Source organism: Paenibacillus massiliensis 2301065 = DSM 16942, assembly GCF_000377505.1.
Taxonomy (GTDB): Bacteria; Bacillota; Bacilli; order Paenibacillales; family Paenibacillaceae; genus Paenibacillus; species Paenibacillus massiliensis.
This window is the reverse complement of record NZ_KB898187.1, coordinates 37,552-61,355: the sequence shown is the minus strand read 5'-3', so window position 1 is coordinate 61,355 and position 23,804 is coordinate 37,552. Positions and strand designations below refer to the sequence as shown.

Here is a 23,804-nt window from a genome sequence, read left to right as displayed (position 1 = left end):
TGTATTGGATTGATGGATTACACGTATTGGTAGGCTACCCGTGTAAGGAAGTTAACGTTACCTGCTGTTGCTGTCGGAGGTACATTGGCTTGAAGGGTCACTTCTGCAAAGTTTCCTTTCGAATTGGTTTTAGAACCATCATTCATTGCTCCAAGAATTTCTTTGTTGTTCGGAGAGTACGTACCTGAAGTATTGGTTGTGTTGCCGCCCGCCTGAATGATTTTTGTCTTCGTACCGCCGACCTTAGTAAACCCTGACTCAGCCATACTATCGACACGCACCTCAATCCAGACGTTAAGAACAAGCTCTCCTGTGTCCCCGCCCGCACTATCTTTAGTAGTGATCGTACAGTTGGTCATAGTAGACAGGTCTGCGGTACCTCCACGGTTGTTCCAAATGAGAACTCCCAATGCCGGAGAAGTAGAACCTGCGTCAATCGTACCGATATCCCATCTAGGCAGTGACGTTACGTTGTCTGATTTATACCAAGAGACTGCTGGTGCTGGCATTTTATAGCCCCCTCTTAAATTTGTCCATGACCTTCGGTCATTGGTAAATACAATATAAGAATCTCGATAGCAAACTTAACACATGGATTGTACGAATTAAAAAAGACCCCTTTGAATCAAGGGGTCTCAGACAGGTTCTTACAGAACCTTCTTGTATTTCACGTACACAACGTCAGGGATACCTTCAGTGACTTTTAGACTATCTGGAGCAAAATCGAAGCCTGTAATGTTACCGTTAGCATCCATTTTGAACGCATAGTTGATTCCAGGAGCTTGAGCTTGACCATTGATGAACAGGGCTACCGTCTTGGGCTTGGCTACCCCTTTCACAAGGGTATACTCTGCCTCTCCGCCTACGGCTTCGAAGACCTCCTCCTCGTCCTCCGTCTCCAGCTTATGAACACGCTCTTCATGGTTCTTAAACGCGTTGTCAGCCGCAGTCTCAAGATCAACGATACGTCCTTCTGCCGTTCCAAAATCGCCGGCCTTGAAATATCCGTTAGCGGAGTCAGCATCACGATCAGATATACCCGAAGTCAAATCTTCAGCATCAACGAGACGCTGTGCCAGATTTGCCAATATATCCTGAACAGTAACACCAGTGTAGTTCGGATCAGCGACTACCCCGATGAGACTTGCCCCTTTAGCCGATGCAGTCGAAGCCAGGTCATTACGGATTTCGTTATCACCTTCTGCTCTTGCAGTGCCTTCATCAACAATCATCTGAGTTACTGGCTTGGTAAGATTGGCATTACCATCATTGTCAAGATGACCTGCTGCTCCGTAAAGGTCCTTCATCAGCTGGATAAGATTCATGTAAGCTTTAGCGTCAACCGCATCGGCTACAAGACCTCCCCCGCCAGACACGATTGCGTCTACAGGGATGACAGACAGATTCGTACGAGTGATATATTTGTAGTCGAGAATAGCTACTTCGGGGAAGGTATAAGGAGCTTCCGCACCTGCAACCTCACTGTAGAAATCCAGATAAAACTTGCCTGCATCCTCGCGTACCTTACCATATACTCTATCGCCATCTTCATCAATGAACGGGAAGTCTTCTGTACCGTTCTTGCGAAGATCAATGACAGTATTGACAACCGTACCCTCGGTGTTAACATCCGTGGCTACCACAGGGTTCAGGATATCCGGGGTAATTTCAATAGATTTTGTACCTGCACTTACATTTACATCGTTCTTTTGAACGAACACGTCGATTTTCGTATCTTCCAGAATCTCGCGGTGGCTACGCCACAGAATATCGACCTTATTCTCGTTAATCTTGTTGTTGACATCAAAGTGGTTATCGCGCATCAGCTTATTGTTAAGCTGTTCACCACGGAATCTTGCAATGCCTCTAGTTCCTGCCATATATTTTCACCTCTATTTGAAATGGTTACTGCATATACAATATAAGTTCATTGGACGGCTTTTTAGCCGCCCAATGTAGAATTAGATAATAACCACAAGTTCAATTGTGACTCCCTCTATTCCCTCACCAAGCTCTGCAACGTTAATCCTGAAATGGTCATTCTTCTCAATCTTCGGGATGGCAATTGCATATGGGCTAGCAGCAGTATTCGAGGATTTCTCGTCGGGGTCAAGAGTTAGATCTTTACCCAAGATATCCGTCCATACGGGTGTAGTGTCGTAGTTTTCTTGAGAGCACTTCTCGATTTTAAACACCGTTCTCGTTGTTCCGGGCTTCATCGCTGATCCGTACACCTCAGTAATCTGTCCCTCATACGGAAAGCGAATCTCCAGCTTGGCTACCCCACTGAACACACGGTTCAGGACGAAGACCATTGTCTTCGATTCTGCCCGCTGCTGAATGTAATCAAGTCTGTCGTCGAGACGGTAGAATGGAATGTCACCATCTTTGTACTTGCGAGCATTGATGACCTCTTCCTCAAGTCTCTTGAATCGAAGATCATCAATACCGCTACCATTTCCTTGACGGTATTCCGCCTTCCAAGTCCGAATGTAAATCTCGTCTCCAGCCATAAGAAGGACTGCTTGCCCCATGAACGGATGCTCAGGAGGATACACGCCAAGATCAAGGCGAATATGAGTCTCGTCAATCTCTTCATAGCCGCCACCTTCAGATAAAAGCTGACCGTTAAAGTACACATCCAGCATCTTGCTCCCCACCACGTAAGGGTGTGTCAGAGTGATGTACAAGCCATTATTCGTATCAAGGAATGCTGGGTCAACGATAATCTCTTGCTCGTTCCAGTAGGTTATTTCATTACCGTACCTGCGGAGCGTCATTTTAGTACCTGCCATAGTCTAACACCCCCTTACGTATGAGTAATATCAAGGATAAAGTGAATCGGCTTGATTCCGAAGTGCTCCGAGCTTCTTTCTACTTTCATCCAAAACTTCTTACTACCTAGAGGTTCAAGTGAACCCATGTCCAGGGCAGTCTTTGCATAATCGCCTACAGGGCTATCCATACCATCGTCGTGACAAATATCTGCCCACTCGTAGCCGAATTCTTCAAGGTACTTGAGGATGCCCATAGTCACATTATTCGCGGTCTTATGATTGCTCGGGTTATGCAGCTCCATCTGTACCTGTATCAAATCATCATACATCGTCCCCAGGTAGGTCTCTTTTGTAAGATTCAATTCCACACCCTTCCATAGAACCCGTAAGTCTGTGCCATAAAGGTATGTGTCCCCACCGTAGATATCGAATGCACCTAAGCTTGACAACAGCACTCCACGCTCATCGTAGACACGGAGAATGCCGGTATAGGGAAGAACTGGAAGCTCTAACTCAACCCCGGTCCATAAAGGCTGAACCGTGGCCGAAGCAACCGAATTACCATCAGAATCGCACAGGTAAACGGAGTACCCTTCAGGCAGGTTCCCAATGGTGACTTTACTACTCTTGCACACTACGTACCGGTCAAGATTCAAGGTAACGAATCCCTGACTATCGGGGTTCTTAAGCACTACGCCCATCTTGTGGGCTGCAATATTGGCAGAATCGAATAGCTCCCATCCTTCGCCACGATTAGCATAGAATGTCCAGGTATTATTATGCTTGTGCGCCCGCCATCTGCTATATTCCCTTGTAGTCGTGTCTCTACTTTCCAGGAACTCAAGTCGGTGGTACCCGTCCTGCCAGATTACGATGCCCCCCTCGTCCCCCAGCACAGTCGGAATATAATCGGCAGTGACCTCGAACATCAGTGTAGGCTCATCCTCTGGAACATCGAACAGAACCATAGACTCCAGTTCTGTATGTGACATCATTAATCGGTTAAGTCCTGTATCTAAAGTGAACGCATCCGCAGGTGATAAGTCGTAACGGGAGTCAATGCTTGCACCATCAAACTTATCGTCGAAGATTAAACCGCTCCACTTTTTATAAATTCCCATCGTCTCACCTACCTCGTCTTCTTCCAGTTCCAGATACTCCAGGAAGCAACCTTGCCCAAGATGAGCCATATACGACCCTTCTTAGGTTTTGGCGGAGTTTTGTGTGTAGCTTCGGAAGGTTTTTCGATTGCCGTCTCAATAACTCTTTTAGGTCTGGTTGCATGATCAGACTCTTCTATATTCACGCTGACAACCTCCTTGATCCGGTTGCTCCGCTCCCCGTTCTCAACCCTGGTGTCGATGATCTTCTTTTTCCTTGTCGAGTCAAAAGTTTCTGTAATGACCATCTCGTTCACTTTCTTCTTCCGTTGAGAGTCTACGCTGTGCATAACATCAGTTGGGATTACTTTCTTTTTACGGATGCTATCCGTGATTTCACCTATGTCAGTGCCTCTAGTTATAAGTACAGAATCGGCTTCCGTGTCCTCTCCAACCTCAGACTCAACGGTTCCTCCGTTCAATTCCGCTAGTATCATCTCTTGATTATCGGAGATCATATGGAAGTCTCCAACACGAGCTGTCTCACCGTTGTTATTAACAGCGTCAAGGATTAGCTCGCCTGTGCCTCCCTCGGTCGTGCTCTGTATAGCATCAAGTACCAGATCTGCCGAGCCAAGTCCCGCCTCGTTATCAAGAATACCTTCACCAGAGCTGTGATTATCAGCCCACTCATTACTTGCGACTATGGTAGTTATCGTACCCTCATTCCCTGCACCGCCCTCAGCCTCATGCGCAACAGCATCGTTGGTGAAACCCTCGCTGCTGGCCAGCGTAGGCGTCTCGTACATACCTTCGTATGTTCCTCCGAACCGATCTGCATACTCTGTCGAGTGTTCAAAACCAATGTCCTGATCGATCCAATCGGCGTATTCAGGATTGGAATTGACTGCTTCAAGTTCCATCTTTCGAGATGCTGTTTCAATTGGCTGATCCATGCCTTCATAACGAATATCGCGAATGCTCGTTTCTGTAACATTAGTAAAGTAGCTTTCAGGCACAATAGTTGGCTCTCCATGCTCGGTTGAAGTAAGCTCCACATCCACAAGACGGTCTCTTGTACCGTGTTCAGGCTGTTCAAGAACTCCCTTATCCATGCTAATGATCTCCCCCTGCTCAGGTACTTCCACCGTGACAAGCTTTTTGTTCGCCTCGACAATAGCCTTTCCGATATCATGTATGACGCCATCGTATCCGATATTGCGCTCTCCCGCTTCCATGAAGTGGTACATACCTTCACCGAATGTTAAGGCATTACCGTGCACTGGCTTGGAGTCAACACCTTCCATGTAGGTGTCTACTCGTCCATGCTCTGTTAAGCTATTCGCCCCTTCTGCAGAGCTGTCCATCTTACCGTGTGCTGGTTCACTTAGAATCCCTTCGCCGAGGTTATCTAACATCCCGTGCTCATGCTCGCTTTCTACTGCATTGACAGTAAAGTCAACAGACCCGTGCTCAGGTCGGATACTGTTGTCTGCTTCACCATAGCTCTCGACGTTACCGTACTCAGGTTTGACCTCCACTGCGTCATCAAAGTACTCTAAAGTACCCTTAGACATTCCATCAGCCATTTCCACTTCAAGCGTTCGTGCGTTTAGGGCTTTGGTCATCCTGGCGATTATGGCATCCGTGATGGATCCTGAGTCAGCTAACGTAGCTTCTTGGCTCAACGTGTCCTGAATGATCCCATCCATACCTGCATAGACCAGTTCCATGGCTCTGTGTCCGTACGTAATCTCCATCAACCTTGCCATTCTGCTGACTTCGGGAGATTTTGTGACCATACCCTTAATCATTTCAGCTGTTAGGGCTCCATCAATTGCAGACTCGATCTGCTGGGTATCATGCTCCGCCTGTACAAGCTCAATTGGGCCCATCAGTTCATTTGCTAACTGGTTTGCCGCGCCTGTCATGTGCTCTACTACAACTTCCCCACTATCTTGTGTCTGACCGTCAAGGAATTCCAGGATCTCCAGTTCATTACCGTATACGGAGCTGACTCCTGCAGCTTCTTCAATCAGACCATCGAACATATCAGACAGTCCACGAGACCCTACCGCGTTATGAATCTCGGTGGCATGTTCGTCCCTACCATCAGATGCCGCAACAAAATACTCGACGTCGGTATGTTCCCAATCTTTGGTCCTGCCTACACTAGTAAACTCTTCGATCTCTGCTAGCTTGGACAGTTCTCCCTCAACTGCACACTCAATAGGTGCTGAGTCGAGCTCGTCATCACGCACCGAAGACGTAAAGAGAATGAAACTCGCATCCTTAATGTCCGTGGTCAGGTGTGTACCAGTAAATTGTTCAATATCTGTTGTCACAACGTTATCCGCCACCGTCTGCATCAATACTTCTGTAATTGGAGCCATATCGAAGCTGTCTGAGAGCATGTCCAAGCTGATATTGAGCGCCGGCCTAATGTTCTCTGCTTCCGCGAACTTCAGTGAGAGCATATTATAGATTAGACTAATGTCTCCATATGTGTGCTCTTGGACGGCGGTACCACTTATGTTAGATATGTTGTCAGAATTCGAGAGACTGTGAAGCTGGATTGTTTTTGTATTCTCAGAGAAAATGAGCTCTTCAGCTGCTGCTCTGACTATGTTTTCTGCTGACTCCGTCGATTCGCGGTACGCTTCCAATAAATTCTCTGCTTGAACTGTGAAATCTAACCGGACGTTATGAAAAACTTCACCTTCACTCTGTCCGCTACGCTCTGTTTCAACCGCTGTGCGCTTCCCTTCGGCTGTTTTGAGCCTTATACTATCCACCCTGCTCTCCCCGCTGAAGTACCTTTGAATATCTGAAAGGTAGGAAACGACATTGGCATAAACCGTTTGAATCTCCACAGCTTCAAACTCAGTAACGTTAGCGGCTTCCCGCAGCCTATTCCCAAAAAGGCTGGAAGCAGAGTATGGGGATTTCGTGGCGGTTTTCATCACGTCCATTTTCAGTGTCCGGTAGGTACTTATTGCAGGGGCTGTAAGATGGTATTGGGTAGTGCGCACGTCATCAAATATCGTGTCTATACCAATAGCCAGTTCATAGCCCTTTTTATTAAAAAGGGCGGTGAAACTGATAAGGTAAGATTTATTACCATTCAGCATATTCACCGCCGACCTCCCTCATTTATACTAACTGTTCTTCACAAGGGTCTTTTTAAGGATTCCGAGACCGATTGGAGCGAACGGGCTGATCGTAGCCAATGTCAGAGGGGAGACAGGCGTATCAGCAAGAGTATAGCGATAGATTTGCTTGTACTCGTAAGTTGCAAGAACCTCAGCGCCAACCGCAGGTTCTTTGCCCGCCGCGAACGTAATCATCTTGGTCGTATAGTCGATTGTGTAGTCTGTATTGTAAATCTGGGATTCACAATCCACCTTGACCACTAGGCGGAACGGCGTCCCATCATCCTTCATGGAAGGTTGATGGGAAAGGTGGAATATCCGGTTAGTGCCGTCGCCTTTGCCCAGGTCCTCATCAGTAGACGTCTCGATAACCTCCAACTCATCCAACTGCGAGATATTCTTAGGATGTACAGCGTATACCTCATCCAGCTTGCCAACAAATCCATCATTCGGGTGAACGACATACATCGGAGAAATATGATATTTACCACTGTATACAGATGGATTAAATCGGGATTCACCCGCGTCGATTTCCTTATCATGCGTGATGAATGCCAGATAGTGTTTCTGGTAATACGTGCCGCCGATCGACTGCTGAAGCTGTACAGAGCTATTCCCATTGGACGTGTTGTTTCCATAGTCCACGAAGGTCGCTCCAAGCTTCATATCCTTCTTCCACACGACCTCATCCTTCTCACGGCAGCCCGATAGAAGCACATGATTCTTTCGGGGAGACTTGCCGATCGTCGTCATGCGACCAATGTACAGTGGTGCATAGTAAGTGTTCTCTGGTCCTGATGTCGGGTCGGGACGCAAGAACATGACGATGCGGTCTTTTGTAAAGTTGCCCCAAAAATACATCGTGCTGTCCCTCTGCCAGCCACGATCGAAGTTGTCCAATGGAGTAAAGGATAAGGCTGTCGGTAACGAAGGGTAGATGTAATACATGCAGGAGTAGACAGCATCCATCATCCTCTTGGCATCATCTGGTGTAAAATCACGGGTCATGATATCACCATAGTTGATTGTGCTTGTCCCCGTTCCTGCCAGAACACGAACGTAGGAGCAGTTAAGCTCTGCACCAGCAAACGGGGCTGGGATGGTATCCTTGATCGTGATGGTGTTATTTGTGTAGTCAACCGTGAAATCATCAGGAGATGCCTCAGCTAAGTTGACAAACAGGCGAACAGATCCCTCATTAATGGTAGCCACAGTTGGAATTCTGAAGACCCGTCTAGTGCCGTCGCCATCTGGCAGAATCGATTCAGGATCGCCCACCTTTACACCACCATTTATACCTTCTACAATCTTCTCAGAACGGACATCATCAAAGGTGAAGAAGAACAACCGCTTCGGCATTTCAGGAGCATTTACCGCAGGTGCATACGAGACCGTGAATTTGTCTGTCGGGTCAGGCTCTTCATTCATGGTGAACTGTCCAGTGAAATAATCCATGGTGTACTCACTCTCACCAACAGACACACCATTTTTGTATATCAGCTCAGAACCTGAATCAATCGGATGGACAAGAACCTGGAACTTATTCTTTGTTCCTGCCACCGCCGCAGCTTCACCGAGCACAGAATTCTGAGATATGAAATCTAACTCGCCAGGCTGTTTCTTTTTGTTGCCCCAACCAAACACCATGCCAAAGTTACGCATTTGACCATCACTGCCAATGGAACGGAACAGACGTACATCGGCAAATTTAGTGGTAGTCTTCCTTGGATCTCCTGTAACCGCACGGTATTTAATATATGTGTTCCAACCGTAGGTGTTGAATTTATTTTCAAGCTCGTCAGGAAACAACTGAATCGTAGAATCTCCATCAAACCATGCCACGACTAATCACCTCTTCTATTAATCTCCCTACACCCTTTACGGGGTGGTAGTAGTAATTTCCTTATCCTCATCGTCTACTGTGTTGAGATACAGACCGATCCCCGCTGGACGGAACTGCGTTCCCGGTCTCTTGGTGAATGGAGAGATCCCCTCAATCATAAAGTAACGATAAATGTCAAATTCATCAGGACAATTCGCTCTCTTCACACGCAGCTTGTTCGCATTGAACGAGAATGCTGAAAGTGCGATTGTATCTTTAAGAGTGCCTCTCACACCTTCCTCCGGATGTACTACGTAAACCTTCGAGGTGTGTACTTTGCCACTATAACGAGAAGGGTTGAAATTGTACTTATACAGAGGGTTCTCTGCGTTGTTCCAAGCACGTGGGTAATCCCTTCCGTCACTGGTCGTACGTGCAGGTGGCATTGCGTTAGGTGGAGAGTTCCAAGACAGGTAGTGCGCCTGATATCTTGCTCCCAACTTAGCTCGGTGAACCATCACGTTGTCCAGACCGTTCGCAGGGTTTTTCGGGTACGTCTTCAGTAACGGCATAATGTTAGGCTGACGTGTCGCCGTGTTATCGAAGTCATACTTGGCTACACCATCTACCGTATCCAGCATCGGGACGCTGCCTACAAACATGGCATACGCCTCGTCACCTTCCTCCACAGAATCCAGCTTACCGAAATACAGAGGTATCGTAGGAACCAGGTTCCCTTCTGGGGCAGGTACGTTATCAGCCTGAAGGATGAAGCACAAGCTAGTATCTGTCAGAGTCCCTTTTATTGAAATTTCAGAGTCACTCCACCAGTTGGTGTACATGACGGAGGAGTTGTATTTTTCATCCCGGTAAGATTCCATGAACTTTGCCCGCAGACCTGCTTGCATGATCGGAGACTGCATACGATCACCATCAGCCTTCGTAATGGTGAATACACCATTGGAAGAGCTTCCCGAGGTTACCCATGCCGTCCCTTCCACTTCGATATCCAAGGCTGCTCTCTTCAGCCCCGCTTCAGAGCTGTCAGTCCAAGGTAGACAAATGTCATCTCCTGCACGTGTCAGACCATTCAAATTCTCCACCATGTAAAAATACAGAGTCTGCGGAGAACGGTACTTACGAAATTCCTGAGTGGCCCACTCTGCGAAGATCGGTAGAGGCGTCTTACCTTTTACCGGTGATTTGCCCAGCGCGTCAATCTCACCGTTAGTTGTATTCCACTGACCTACCAGAGCTAGACCAAACATGCGGCCTTCTTTATTCTTGTAAATGAAGTGCTCCGCTACACAAATAGGGAACGCAGCAACTGCATTGTTAGGGTAGTTTGGTCTGAGCGTATCGGCGTTGAATACGACCTTCTTGAAATCTGCCGCACGTTCCCATCCTGCCGTTTCGAGCAACGTACCCAACAACGGCTGTAGTTCATTCTCCCTGATCTTTGGTGTAAAATTGGCAGGAGTTGTATCAATGAATGGCATTTTATAGCACCCCTTTGCGTAATTGCATTTATATGAGAAGCCCCCAGTTACACGGGGCAATCCACCAAATACTCCCAAGCCGATCTTTGATCGTTTGAGGTCAAGACAACCTTAATCTGCGTCACACCAGCAACTGGATTATACGAGAACTTCAGTTCACCTTTTCCCGATACCTCCATGTGTGTAGTCGCTAGCAGTTGACCCATGTAGAAAACCTCCATCTTATCGGCTGCAGTGAACATGTTATAAGTAATCTTGACCATGCCTGCACTAGCGCCCATCTCATGGTGTTTCTCATAGTGAGCCCCCCCACCTGTATTATTCGATACACCGCACTGCAATGTGTTAGGTGGAGGCGGCGGCGGTGGGGGCGGCGGTGGAACTGGCTTGGCGTTCACAGTGATCGTTGCCGAGGCCGTCCCTGACTGACCCAGTTCATTCCATACTGTAAAGCTCACCGTGTAAGTCCCAGCTGTGTTAAATGTATAGATTGCACTCTCTGCCGAGTAACTTCCCTTCGTCAAGCTGCTCGCCGCGTTCCATCTGAAGTTCGTCAGTGGAGAATGCTTACTGTAAGCTGTTGTAAACTTGATGCTCTGACCTTCTTCGATCACAGAGAAAGCCGGGGCGATCGATACGTTCAACTCTGGCGGTTCAGGCTCTGGAAGCGGTATCTCAGGGAGTACATATCCTTCCTTCAGAATCCCTAGCCCCGCAGGTCTATACGCCGTTGCAGGTCTTTTCGTAAGTGGCGATATCCCTTCTACCAAGTAGTAAGAGTAGATTTCATAACGATCTTCCTCGTCAGGAGCACAGTTATTTCTTGTCGCCTGCAGCTCATCACCATTCATTATAGTTAAGGGGGAGACTAAAATAACGTTCCGTAGTGTACCGAACTTACCATCTTCGGGATGTACTACCGTAGCCCTTGAAGAATGAGCCTTGCCACTGTAACGGGAAGGATTGAACTGAAATTTATACTGGTCGTTCATGTAGTTGTTCCATGCCCGTGGATAATTCCTGTCCTTCTGATCCTGCCTTAAAGGAGGCATCGAGTTGGCTGGTACAGCCCACGCAATGTAGTGAGCTTGATATCTTGCGCCGTGCTTCGTTTGCTTCACCATGACGGAATCTACACCATTGCTTGGATAATGAGTGTACTCCTTCATGATGGGAAGAAGCACCTCTTGCTTCACTGCAGCATCATCGAAATCAAACTTTCCGGAAGCATTCATCGCGGCTTCTACATCCGCCCCTTCCTTACTCAGTGCTGTTCCTGCAAATAACGCGGCTGGGGCTCCATCTGCACCCTTGTCCGTCTGGATGACAAGCTCTAGCCACATCCTTGCACCGACTGGAGTATAGCCGCTTACACCCTCTCCACTGGATGCTTCAATGATGATGGAGTTCTTACCCTGAATCTCAGTGATATCGAACCTGCCCATATATTCAGCATCGTTTCGATCATCCGTTGGCCTGTGATCTCCACTGACATTAAATGTCTTGATCTCCTGTCCTGCGATGGTGAGCTTCACCCACTCATTATCAAAATCACCGTTCACATCTCCCATCAGCCATACATCAACATATGATTGTGCATTGGCCATAGGTCTGTTAGAAATGACCGTAGATGACTTTGTAGTCGTACCGGAAAAGTCAAATATGATTTCCCTATGTACGACCTCCTCTGAGGTTTCTTCGGTATCGAAGTCACCCATATACAAGGGAATCGCAGGAACGACGTTGTTATCCCACACCGGAGCTGTGTCTGAAAGGATGACGAACATAAGTGATTTGCCATCAACGAACCCCTTGAGCATGACCTTGCTGTCATCCCACCAGTTCGTGTACTTAATGTCGATACCACCCATCTTCTCGAAACGTTCAAGCTGAGGTACTCTCGTACGTGAGACTACGATGGGCGATTGGTACATCTGAGGGAACTTGTCAGTTACCTGGAACTGAAGGGAGTTCGTATCATTTTGCAGTCCCCACATGGATGTCTGCATTTCCACGTCCAATACCAGACGCTTCAACTCTTCAGCGCTTGCGCTATTCCATCCAGTGATCATTTTTCCGTTGCCGATCCACTTCTCCAGCTGGTAAAAATAAAGGGTGTGTAGCTCGTACAGATTGTCCTCTTCTGCCTTCTGAACAGCCCAAGAGAATATCCCCTCATCCTGGGGCCTCAACTGGGTCCCATAATCGGCATCAGGATCATATATGGCAAAGGGTACATGATTGCCTGTATTACCAATCTGCTCATGGATGTGCGCCACCTGTGCCATTCCGAACAAATTCCCTGAAGCATTCTTTATGATGTAGTGCTTCGCAACATAGAAATCAAAGGTATCCGTTCCCTCCACTGCGCTATAATAAATAGCTGCCATACCGCTGACCCCTGCTTCAAATAGAAAACTGAGCTTGTCCCCATTCTCCGTTACGGTGTAGTAGGAACTCGGGCAAATCTCTCCATCAAGGTAGACATAGAAATCGTTGTTCAATGGCCTTGTGATCTCTACGATTGGGTTTGCCAGTGGCAAGTAAAATCGCTTAATTACAGGCTTCGTAAGTGTGCTACGATAGGCAATTTTGGTAAACTCTTTCACCTTTGTCCACCCGTTATTCATACAGATGCCCGCAATACTGTCCATAAGACTTTTCTCGTTGACTAATGTATCAATCCAAGGTGTCGGCTGGTATGCTGTGTCCCCCATGTCCTCACCTTCCTTCTATTTCAGCATCTGATAATTGACCCATACGTATTTCTGTTTCCCTCCCTCATTAAAAAACTCAAGGTGAAACAGTGTTCCGATCTCACATGGAATGATAGCAGTCAGATACATGCCCTCCGGGACATCTTTCGTATAAATGTTTTTGCATACCAGCTCATTCCCTACATACAAGTTCCAGTAATCTTTCGGCTCATAGTTAGACACGCCGACAGCAACAGACAACAGCTCACAGGGCTCCTCAACTACAACCTTGCTCTCAACCTTGCCTATCCTCTCTGATTCAACCATACTACCCACGATAAAAGGCTTCGTTTTGGTAGGCATAAAAGGAGGGTCGAATCTGCCGCCAACCATATAACTTGCGAAATTAGCTCCGCTAGACAATCGATTACACCGCCTTTGTGTACTCTAGTAGCAAGTTCTTAAATAATCCGTTTTCTCTAATGAGCGTACCTTGGATGGTGGAGAAACCTGCCATATCGGTCTCCTCCTCCAACTGCTCGTTTACGAGTGATCGGCTCGAAATTTCAATCAGAAATCCGGTAACCAGCAAGCTGTCATCTCTTTGAAGGGTTAACTGCTCCATGCTCCCATTGTCGTAGGTGTAGATCACAGTAGTAACCAGTGTAGGGTGGCTCGGCAGCTCTCTCAGACACTCGATATTAATTACGTTCGGCTCAGGCAGCAGTTGGGTGATCAGACTCCCATCTGTACCGTTACCGGCGTATAGTCCCTGCCTGCCCATCTCTCGCCGAATCATATCAATGATGGGGAATACTTCATTAGAGTTAATATAGTTGCGATCATCAGCCATTTAAACCACCTCGCTCCAATAGCATTATAAGTAAAAGAAAGGGACAATTATCGTCATCGACGTAATCATCCCTTGCTGTCCCTATCGGATTAGGATTTCGTGAGCGTCTGCCAGGTGAGCTCCAGATAATTCTGGATCCCTTGTCCATTGCCTACCATTCGGTTCCCTTTCACAATGAAGTAATTGGCGGTATAGGTATTCGCGTCGTACACATATACGGCATCTAGCAGCTCGATTAATGGATTCCCTTTTACGACGACGTTTTTGGTTCTGGCCTGCCTTTTGATATCAAAGAATACCTTGCTGGCTACCAGCTCCTTCGCTCCTCTCATCGCAGCCCCATCTTGTTCATCAATATAGTCCGCCTGTATGCCTGCTGTACGGATGTTGCCTTTGGTGGCCACAATCAGACTTTTATCGAAGAAATGCTCCACGTTACCAGCAGAACCTGAGATCATCAAGTGGTTCCTGACACCAGAATAGTCAGTCGAGGATGCCAGGGAGATCAGGTTCTCCCCGTCAATAAACTCCCAACGGGCACCATCCTGAACTTGCCAGTCCGGGTAGTCCAGAAAGTCCATGCGATGCATCAAAAATGTGCCATATCGGTCACAACGAGTGTGGTAAGGAATGTCCTGGATCAGAGACTGTATGGCGTCTGTGGCCCTGGTGCCGATTGGAAACGTTACGCTGGCTACAAAAGGATTCTCCCAGCCACCTACCTTCATGATGTCCTGCTGATTAACAGCCTCCAGTTCTCCCGTCTCACGGTTAAATTTCATGAAGGTGTTCTCGCCCTTATTGACATCAATATACACTGTATCCTCAATCTCGTAGTCAGCATGCTTCAGGTCTTCTGCATGAAATCTCCAGTTAGCTAACCCTGCGGCCACCACAATATCCTCTACGATCGAGGATTTGATCCACGCATATGCCCCTCCATCACCAGCATAGGCCTCATCAGGCGGATAATTCATGGGCTTGTAGAAAACAAATTCCTCCAGCAAATCGTACATATCAACACAGCTAAAGGAGATCGTTTTTTTCTTCGAATCCTCCTGGATTTCACCTTGTATCATTCCAGTGAACACACGTACAACCTCTTCACCATAGCCTGCATAGATTCGGATCGGAGTACCTTCACTGACTACGTGGCGAACCTCCCCTTCCTCGTAATAGGACATAGCCGAATCAGGGCTGCGATACGCTTCGGGGAACTCTGGTGAGCGCTCCCATGTCGGGGAGTACAAGCCTGAGCTGTTGTTCAATGTCACCCGCGCCGTCGCGGAGGCCATATCCATATGGGTATTTACTTCCCACTCCATGATGTCCGACTCAATGGTGAAGGTTTCCTCGAACACAAAATCACCAACCTCATACCACAGCTCTGAATAATTTTCAGCAATGTGCGTGGCAAGCTGCTCAATAGCATAGTCGCTAGCAGCATATTTGACGCTATCCAGCTTCATCTGCCCTTTCGTGACCGAGAACAGAATGCGACTTTGATAAGGGTATTGGATTGCGGCTCCGCGAATACCTGTGTTCACCCAGGTTCCTGCCTCATCTGCTCCAATCCGTTTCACATACAAGTCCATATCCGTGTCATCATGACATACCATTGTGTATTCCACGAAATCATCAGTGTTGTTCGTGCTGTACTGTCCGCCGCCTTGTGAATATACCGTGTCATGGGTCAGATTCAATACAAAGGCCTTTTTGCCGTCGCCCACAACAAGCTTTCCTTGGGAATCCGGGGTCATCTTGACCCTGAAGTTAATGGTAAACGGGAACTTTTTGATCTGGTCGAGGCGCTGTATGCCTGCTTCGCTACCTTTTGTTGAGATCGCCTGGAAGGAGCCTCCGTCTGCTTGAGATACCGTTCCGTAGGGTGTCCAGTTATTTACAGAGTTCATAGGGTCCTCGAACTCCCACACCTGTTTTTGTTCAACAGTAGATACCGTAAACTCCTTGGCTCGCAAATCAAGCAAACCAAATTGGCCGACCGAAGCCTTGGTAGAATTGGCAAAGCTAAACTCTATTTTATGCTTGCCCTTGGGCACAGGTATGGAAGCAGGATAAGCTATACCATGCTTTGCGCTGTTTCCCTTAAGGGTAACGAGCAAATAATTGTCCACTTTAACTGTAACCACATCATCCAGCTCAAAATCGGCATAGTACGCCCACCCCAAATTTCCATTATTCGTCCAAGTGTGCTCAAATACCAGCTTCTTCTCACTTCCAGCTCCCGACGTTCCTTTGAAGCCGAGTACGTTAATCTGATTATCACCATCTTTGACGAAAAACTGCTCAGATCCGTCCTGAACAGGGAATTTGAGCTTGTCCAACGCAGAACGCTTGGAGAAGTCCTTATAGAAGGACTGCTGCGCTATCGTCTTGTTGACCTGGTAGGTGACGATCTCCTTTGCGGGTGTAATCTCGTATGTCGTGCCACCCCCTCCTGCCGAAGTCCTTTCCTTACCGTCCCCCCAGCTCTTCACACGCACAAGTACATTTTTACGGCCAAAATTTAACGCCTTAGCTTTGGTCTCCATCAGGATATCCAGGCGGTTTCCTTTAATGTCGCCCCCAGTGTCATCCGCCAGATATTCTCCCCAGCTTACGCCATCTACAATTAGTTCGACCCTGCTTTTCAGTGGGATTACCGAAGGATCAACGGCGATAATCTTCCAGTCTTTCCAAGTCCTCACGTCCGTTCCGCCCCGAGTGATCCCGATGCATCCGGGGCAAGTTGCTACATAAGCTGTAGCTTCAATATTCATTTCCACATCGCTGGAAGAACCGGGGCTCGATGATGTCGAGGTCTTTGTAGGGGTCTGGATCGTCTTCGTCCCTCTAAGGAAGGGTTCAGGATTCAGTGCCACATCATCCTTGCGAACCTCAAAGTGCAAATGAGACCCATCTCCTCCTCCACTGGAAATGCTGCGGCCGCTATTCCCTCCAAGTCCAACCTGCTTCCCCACGGATACCGTATCCCCTACATTAACCTGTATTTTACTCAAATGTGCATACCTCGTCTGCCACCCGTTGCCGTGGTCGAGATAAACTACATTTCCGTATCCTTTAAGATAACTTGCTACACGTACAGTACCACTCCATACGGCATGGACCCCGTCTCCTATGGCCAAATCAAGGTCAATTCCTTTATGCCGCTTGCGGGAGCAACGAGGGTCTGTCTCGAACCAGTCTGTAATATACATTCCTTGAATGGTTCTCTTGCCATTTTCTTTACCGTGCATTGTAGAACTGGAGAGGATGGGCATGGACATATTAGCATTGCGAAGCTCTGTTGGAATTTCAATCAACTCACCGCCCTGATACTCCGTCAGCTTCTGGGCCTTATCAATGGATAGCAGATCACCTGTAACGCTTTCCGCCACATACTTGACCGCATCATACTTGCGGCGGAAGCCGTCCACGTATGTCATTTTATCCAATTCAATATATACCTTCGGTGAATTTCCGAAAGCGTTTATCCTGTCCCTGATCCCCTGCAGCAGACGCTCAGATGGGTAATTCAAATCCGATACCTGGGCCATTTCATACACCCGCCTTATCTATATACTTCCGTAACCCATTCAATGAATCGGTTCAAATAGGTAACGGCTTCAGCTCTTGTCATGCACTCCTCCGCCTCAAACCTCTCATCCTTATACAACGGGAACACGTAGCATCCGTCAGCAAATTTTTCATTCAGCATGGATAGGACAAGACCTCCATACCACCTCTTCTCCCATGAAGCTCTGTCGGCTACGTGTCTCGTCGGATGAGGATTGATCTGGAAAGTTCTATCCGTGAACCGATTGTGGATATTTTCCAGCAATCTGCCCATCAATGCAAAGAATTCACCGCGAAGTAGGCGGACCCCTGGAAAAAACCTGTCATTGTACCTTACACACCTTGACTGAACCACGACAGTCTCCGATGTATGCTTCCTGGTTCTGTTAATAACGGCATTGTATCCGATCTTCGCAGGAAAATCCTTGTACATATAAGGGAGATAGACTCGCCCTTTGTAAATGGTGAAGGCATCCTTCCTGTCTCCAATGACAGCCTCAATTTTGTCCTCAACATTGTCTCCCGGATTAATTTTCACTGTGATCCTTTTCAGTTTTTTGCCAAGCACCGTGCATGTTTCCGGCTTGTGATTCATGCTGAAGAAATACGTTGACTTATATTTGAGGTCTGCCCAGGGATGTACCCTGTCTGAACAACCCTCGTATGGTGACTCCACGCAGCCAATACGCTTGATATCCGGAATACCGTACGCAACACATACAACCTCAATACCTGCAGACAACGGATTGGACATGGTTACTTTGCCGTTCTCTACCTTTTCCGGGAGAACCTCTACTCCATTGACGATCACATATACGGGGTCGTTAGCATCATAGGTGTAGCCAGGTAGCAGGAATTCCAGCTGGCCCTCGGTTGTAATAAACCTTCTGACTATTCTTTCGTGCCCCGCCGCAAATACGTTATAAGTCTTGCCTGCAAGGACTTCGTCACCGTTCAGGTTTGTTTTTAGTCTTGTCATCTCCAGTGTATCCCGGTAGAACCAGTCCAGTGGGTCTACATCAATCCAGCGCTCCACCTTAATACCCCCTCAATAGCTTGTCGATGTAACGATAAGATCTCATCAGCAGGGTCACGGACTCCGAGCGGGTGATGGGGTCATTGGGTCTGAAGTAGTCCACATTGCTGCCGTCAGAAGACCAGTTCGTCGCAACGAGCCCCATCTGCTGCATCTCATTGATATAATCCTTGGCCCAGTGGTCATCAATATCGAGGAAGTTCGTCATATACCTGTACTCAAAATCCTGCTTACGGATCAGAGCCAGCTCGATGGTGATAATGTACTTTGTCTCCATCTCTGCATTCTTAATGTCCGGCTCCCCAACTACAACACCAACGTAGACGGTTCCTTTTTCGTCGTAATATTTATGTTGAGATCCAATGAACTGCAGCCAATCCGCATACTCCTTCTTGGAGTAGAACAGCAGGGTTATCGTGGCCGTGTAGTGGGAGGTCCCCGCCTGGATCATGCCCGCAGAAGAAGATATTGTTTGATTGACCTGTGATTTCATGGTCGGTGTTGGGGGCTTGTATTCCGTTATCAATTTTGCCTGAATCTGCTGATACCCGATTCCGTTATCGTAGAACAGCTTCTTCTTATATATAGAGTCTTCATTCAAGATGACATTCTGTTGGGTCATGGGTATAACCTCCTTAAAAAGAATCCCCACCTCATTATAAGAGGCTCTTCAAAAAGTCATCTTTTGATCACGAAGGAAGTCAGGAAGCGGACTCGACATCAAATCTTGAATTCAGCCGGGCCTAAGCGGATGCTTCCGAAGCATGTTTCCTACGGAAACATTTCAGGTGCTCTCGTACCCCACGTACGCTTCACTCCTCAGTCCCTAGCTTCATTCAACTCCAGCGTTTTGAAAAAACGCACTTCGGAAGCATAGGCTTCGGTGCTGAAAACCTGACTTTTTGAACTCGCACTATAAGGCGGGGAGCTTCGAATTTAGTTTATCTGCCGTACCGACTGCGGTAGCCTGTTTGCGGATTTCCGCCCAGTTGCTGTCGAATACCACCCACACGTCCTTGCGCCAGCCCTTGTCCTAGACCAGCTCCGATCTGCTGCAATTGCTCTGCCGAGGTTGCGCTAGTGACGTTAGGCAAAGTAATATTGACCGTCACATCGCCCATTCCTACCGTAGTTGACGTGTGTGTACCATTACGGGTCAAATATTCATATCGCGACATGGCCGTCACGCCCTGTGGCATATTAAACGTGCCAGCCCCCGTCTTAACCTCCTGCAAGATTCCTAATTGGGCCTGTAAGGACTGCTTCTGCAAGTCCCGGATTTCCTGTTGAATTTTCACTGCCTCTCCCGCACCGGCTGTTTTCAAATTGGATTGATGCTGGGAGATTAGCTCGTTGATATCCGAAATTTCCGACTTGTAGTTCGCAATCCGCTTGTTACGCAGAATCGGGGAGCTCTCATCTGTAATCCCTGATCGAACTTGAAGAGCAAGAAGCTCATTTTCACGATCAGACATATTATCCGAGATGCGTTGTCTTCCCAGTGTGATGGAATCCAGTCGTAATTGCTTGAGATTAACCCGCTCCTGTGCAATGTTGTTCTGCGTTTGCAGTATCTTCGTCGCATGCTCCTCAGTCTGTTCACCCTGTACCTCGATAGCCTTCAGGTTCTCCAGCTCTGCCTGCATTTGCGATATCTTGTTCTGCGTGATGCTCTTCATAGCATCGTAATATTCTTTGGACTGAGTATCCATGTAATAGGAAGCCTCAAGCTCCTTCGCCTGCGACATGAGCTCAATACGCTGCATTCTCATGTCAGAGGCACCTGTCTGCTTCTGATACTTCTCAAGAATGACCTCATTGTTGTCATTCTTGATTACTTTTTCGCCCTTCTCCTTTACCTCATCCCGGACAGACTTCATATTTTCAAGCGTTTTCTGCGCATTCTTGTATTCTTCCGAGTTAGGATCAGCAGTTTCAAGGATCTTCTTAGCCCTGTTAATGTAGCTATCAATAATCGCTAGCTCATCCTCAAGAACTTGGCGTTCCGCTTCCACCTGTGCTTTACGCATTTCAATGTATTTGGGATCATAAGAAGACAACCCACCCATGAGTGCGTCCGAAATCTTTTGTGAGTGCTCCTCCTTTACCTTTGTCAGCTCGCTATCAATACGTTGACTGAGGTCATTCGAATTGATGCTAGAAGAGTTAAGCTGCCCCTCTTTATATTGCTTCTCATATTCTTTTTTAGCATTCTCTTGGAGACTATTCTCCTCTGCAGCTTTCAATTGGGCTTGCTTATATTGCTCGTTGATGCCCTCTTGTCTCATTTGTTCGTTCTTCTTGGCTTCCCCAGAATTTTCGTACCACTGGTTTACTGCCTGCTCCATCGTCAAACCTTTTGTTTCCTTGAGCCACTTTGCCATATCCGGGGCTGTACCATTGTAACCGTAGTACGCTGACATAGATTTAAAATCATCCATCAATTTACCAACACCAACATCATCACCGTTACCACCAAAAAATTTACTAATGCCATTCCCTGCGCTCCCGAGCATGCCACGGACTACACCACCCCAATAGGCTGGATTAAGAAGAGGCTGCAGACCACCTCCACTCATTTCCTCTAACATATTGGCAGTATAGGTGCTTTGCTTCTCCCTGCCCTCTGCAGCTGCGAGTTTTTTTTCACTCTCAGTCGTTGTCATGCCTTCGGTAACTCCTTGTACAACCTTCCCAAGCGCATACATAGCAGCCATCTGCACTCCCATTTTGGCGATGTTCTTGGTAAGCCCTACAATAGAGCTGCCTGCCCCACGTGCTAAATTCGGGATATCTTTCAAGAAATTTCTGAATCTCTCGCGAATACCACCTGCACTGGATGTGCTAGAGTTCAGCGAACGGATCGCATTAGAAAGGCTGCCGTAGGTTGGTGTAGCCCTTCGTGCCGCGGATTCCGACTCCCGTATACTATTGCTGTAGTGATCGAGTGCTCTTGAGAGTGAAGTGATGTCATGGATCGGCGGAAGTCCGTTACGCTGGCGCTCCACCAAGCTGTTCTCAAAACCAGCAAACTCTTTCTGAGTCATGCGGCTCATCCGGTCTGATACGTTACTGTATTCCGCATTCGTTCGATGGCTGTTAAATGCACCCATACTAGCTGTACTACTATTTAGTGTACCGAGGAAACCAGAACTAAGGGCACTTGCCACTTCCGGGCGTGTGGATAGACGATTATTGTACTGTCTGATTCGCGAGTATTTCTCCACATTAGTTAAGTCGGGCCTTTTTTCCCAATTCGGAGCTTCGTCCATCGCAGTGAAGAGCGTCGGTAAATCTTTAACATCAATCCGCTTATCGGACAAATAAGCTTTGAAATGATTCCTTTGCTCCTCGGTCATACCATCCAACTTGCGAATGTAACCTTCAAGAAGAGGATTTTTCTGCATCTCCCCAACCTGTTGGCGACTCAGATTTCCGAAAGCACTTGACAACAGCCCATCTGTACGTAAGCCGCCGACAGAATTAATAAATCCAGTTCGAGTTCGCTGCGTTTCTACATTTTCAAGAAGATTCACGCCAGGTTTATTTCCCACCCACTTGATTCCACGCCACGCCATTAAGCCTGTAAGCATTGTTGCAAATATTCCACCGAGGTCAGCCAGGATTGCCGCATTCTTCTCTATTCCGCCAGCCATATTCATCAGCATATAAGACACTTTATTAATGGCCGGAGTGAATTCCTGGGTAAGTGCATCCAACGCTACGCTAATACTTGTGTGCGCCCGATTCGCATTAACCATAGGATTATCTAGAGAGGCTTTGATCGTATTCTCATACTGCCCTTGATTAAACTGATCCACCTTGTTCATTGTCTCTACGAAATTGTTCATGATGCGGGACATGCTCCCCGCCTCTTTGGATATCTGTTCTGATCCGAACAGATCCCGGTACGTGTCGCTTCGAGTGGAGGAGTCCATACGAGTCAGAGCTCTTGCTACCTCTGTGAACAGCTCATTTGTAGGGCGAAGTGTTTTCGCACCAGTAATGTCATCTGCCTTGTAGGGGTCCACTCCAAGCTTGGCCAGACGGCTCAGCGCATGATCGGATTGCAAACTTTTCAGAGCATTGTTGTAGAATGTATTGATATCTACACCTTCGGTCGCCGCAGACTTGATTGAGGTGGCCGCCATAACAATCGCTGTATCCGGATCCATATTGCCACCCTTATTCGCAGCGTCAAAACGTCTCATTTCCTCTATGATCTTAGTTGATGGAGTACGAGTAATTTCGGTTACTGCCGCTAGAGGCTGTGCTACCTTCTCCTGCACGTCTGCCAGTGCCAGATCAAACTGCGATATAACAGATCCAAGCCCGCTAGCGATTTTGATGATATCACTACCCGGTTCAAGGGTCTGAAGCTGAGCAGCAAGCTGGACAAATTTCTTGATTTCCGTAGGGTCATCGAACTGCTGAACACCAATACCAGCCACCTTTGTCAGCGTCCCGTAATCCGTGCCATAATAGATGGATTGCTGTCTGACAAACTTCTGAATGTCCGGGATGTCCGCTGTTGTAGCCATTGTTTTACCCGCATCGGACACATTATCCTTGGGCTTTGTGCTTAGGGCATGGTTTTTCATCATCATTGTCTGCATCATCTTGATCTGCTCATTCTGAACTGTCTTGAAGGTATCGACAGCATTGGAGAGCAGTTGTACCGGAATATCTGAATTTTTGCCCAACATACCACCGAAGGACTTGATAACTGCATCCGTCAGCCCGGATCTTTTACTGCTGCTTGCAGCCCCCTGATCACTACTGCTTGAGACACTGCCTGACCCGCTGACGCCGCCGCTCTTCGCTCCAGGGTCTCCACTATTCGTTGAGCTTTTTACATTTGGTATGAGCCCATTCCTGGTCAGATTTAGAGGGCCCACCTGGCCCGTGCTGACCTCTTGCATGATGGACTGTACCTGCAGGTTAATCTGCTCTCTTACCTTATCAATGATCTTTTTATTCATGAGATTGATCTGCTCAACCAAATAACGCTTCAGCTTCTCCGAAGGAAGTATCTTAACATCATTAATGGCTTTGATAATGTTTTCTATCTCGTCCCTACGCTCAATCATTTGAGAATCCAACGCGCCAAGAGAGGACTGCATTGCCTGAACGCGCTGGTCAAGCCGCCCAAAACGGCTATCCAAGCCTTCAAGCTCCTCTCCAAATTTCTTGATGCTGGCTATGGATTGTTTAAAGCCCGAAAGTAATCCGGTCTGAATATTGTCCAAGACTGTCACCACCTTGATTATAATAAAACTCCCGCCCCTCCATT

General features: G+C 47.5%; 14 protein-coding genes. All 14 read right to left on the bottom strand.

Going from position 1 to position 23,804, the window contains the following annotated elements; all coding sequences use genetic code 11:
* Positions 1 to 17: 17 nt before the first annotated feature.
* The 14 genes from D328_RS0106860 to D328_RS30180 all read right to left on the bottom strand — a co-directional run bounded on the left by D328_RS0106860 (position 18) and on the right by D328_RS30180 (position 23,760).
* On the bottom strand, positions 18 to 509 hold the full coding sequence (locus tag D328_RS0106860; RefSeq protein ID WP_018884235.1) for a hypothetical protein: 492 nt from the start codon (positions 507 to 509) through the stop codon (positions 18 to 20).
* Positions 510 to 647: 138 nt separating this feature from the next.
* On the bottom strand, positions 648 to 1,880 hold the full coding sequence (locus D328_RS0106855) for a hypothetical protein (protein WP_018884234.1): 1,233 nt from the start codon (positions 1,878 to 1,880) through the stop codon (positions 648 to 650).
* 81 nt (positions 1,881 to 1,961) lie between these two features.
* Entirely contained in the window at positions 1,962 to 2,795 is an 834-nt protein-coding gene (locus tag D328_RS0106850; protein ID WP_018884233.1) for a hypothetical protein, read from the bottom strand.
* Between the two features lie 14 nt (positions 2,796 to 2,809).
* Positions 2,810 to 3,967: a hypothetical protein gene (locus D328_RS0106845; RefSeq protein WP_018884232.1), complete on the bottom strand. Its 1,158-nt coding sequence runs from the start codon at positions 3,965 to 3,967 to the stop codon at positions 2,810 to 2,812.
* Positions 3,907 to 7,014 (bottom strand): hypothetical protein, encoded by a 3,108-nt coding sequence (locus D328_RS0106840; protein ID WP_154658987.1) that lies wholly within the window; start codon positions 7,012 to 7,014, stop codon positions 3,907 to 3,909. Before D328_RS0106840 ends, D328_RS0106845 begins: the two co-directional genes overlap by 61 nt.
* Positions 7,015 to 7,035: 21 nt before the next feature.
* On the bottom strand, positions 7,036 to 8,871 hold the full coding sequence (locus D328_RS0106835; protein ID WP_018884230.1) for a major virion structural protein: 1,836 nt from the start codon (positions 8,869 to 8,871) through the stop codon (positions 7,036 to 7,038).
* A 36-nt stretch (positions 8,872 to 8,907) separates the two neighbouring features.
* Complete coding sequence (locus D328_RS0106830; RefSeq protein WP_018884229.1) at positions 8,908 to 10,350, bottom strand: hypothetical protein; 1,443 nt, start codon at positions 10,348 to 10,350, stop codon at positions 8,908 to 8,910.
* Positions 10,351 to 10,397: 47 nt separating this feature from the next.
* On the bottom strand, positions 10,398 to 13,067 hold the full coding sequence (locus D328_RS0106825) for a PKD domain-containing protein (RefSeq protein ID WP_018884228.1): 2,670 nt from the start codon (positions 13,065 to 13,067) through the stop codon (positions 10,398 to 10,400).
* A 15-nt stretch (positions 13,068 to 13,082) separates the two neighbouring features.
* The gene (locus D328_RS0106820; protein ID WP_018884227.1) at positions 13,083 to 13,469 is read right to left on the bottom strand and encodes a hypothetical protein; all 387 of its coding nucleotides are present in this window, start codon (positions 13,467 to 13,469) and stop codon (positions 13,083 to 13,085) included.
* Positions 13,470 to 13,473: 4 nt separating this feature from the next.
* Positions 13,474 to 13,899 (bottom strand): hypothetical protein, encoded by a 426-nt coding sequence (locus D328_RS0106815; RefSeq protein ID WP_018884226.1) that lies wholly within the window; start codon positions 13,897 to 13,899, stop codon positions 13,474 to 13,476.
* An 89-nt stretch (positions 13,900 to 13,988) separates the two neighbouring features.
* Positions 13,989 to 17,456: a peptidoglycan DD-metalloendopeptidase family protein gene (locus D328_RS0106810; RefSeq protein ID WP_018884225.1), complete on the bottom strand. Its 3,468-nt coding sequence runs from the start codon at positions 17,454 to 17,456 to the stop codon at positions 13,989 to 13,991.
* 14 nt (positions 17,457 to 17,470) lie between these two features.
* Positions 17,471 to 18,511: a hypothetical protein gene (locus tag D328_RS0106805; protein ID WP_018884224.1), complete on the bottom strand. Its 1,041-nt coding sequence runs from the start codon at positions 18,509 to 18,511 to the stop codon at positions 17,471 to 17,473.
* A 1-nt stretch (position 18,512) separates the two neighbouring features.
* Positions 18,513 to 19,133, bottom strand: a complete 621-nt coding sequence (locus tag D328_RS0106800) for an S-layer homology domain-containing protein (RefSeq protein ID WP_018884223.1) — start codon at positions 19,131 to 19,133, stop codon at positions 18,513 to 18,515.
* Positions 19,134 to 19,452: 319 nt separating this feature from the next.
* Positions 19,453 to 23,760, bottom strand: a complete 4,308-nt coding sequence (locus D328_RS30180; RefSeq protein WP_018884222.1) for a hypothetical protein — start codon at positions 23,758 to 23,760, stop codon at positions 19,453 to 19,455.
* Positions 23,761 to 23,804: the final 44 nt, after the last annotated feature.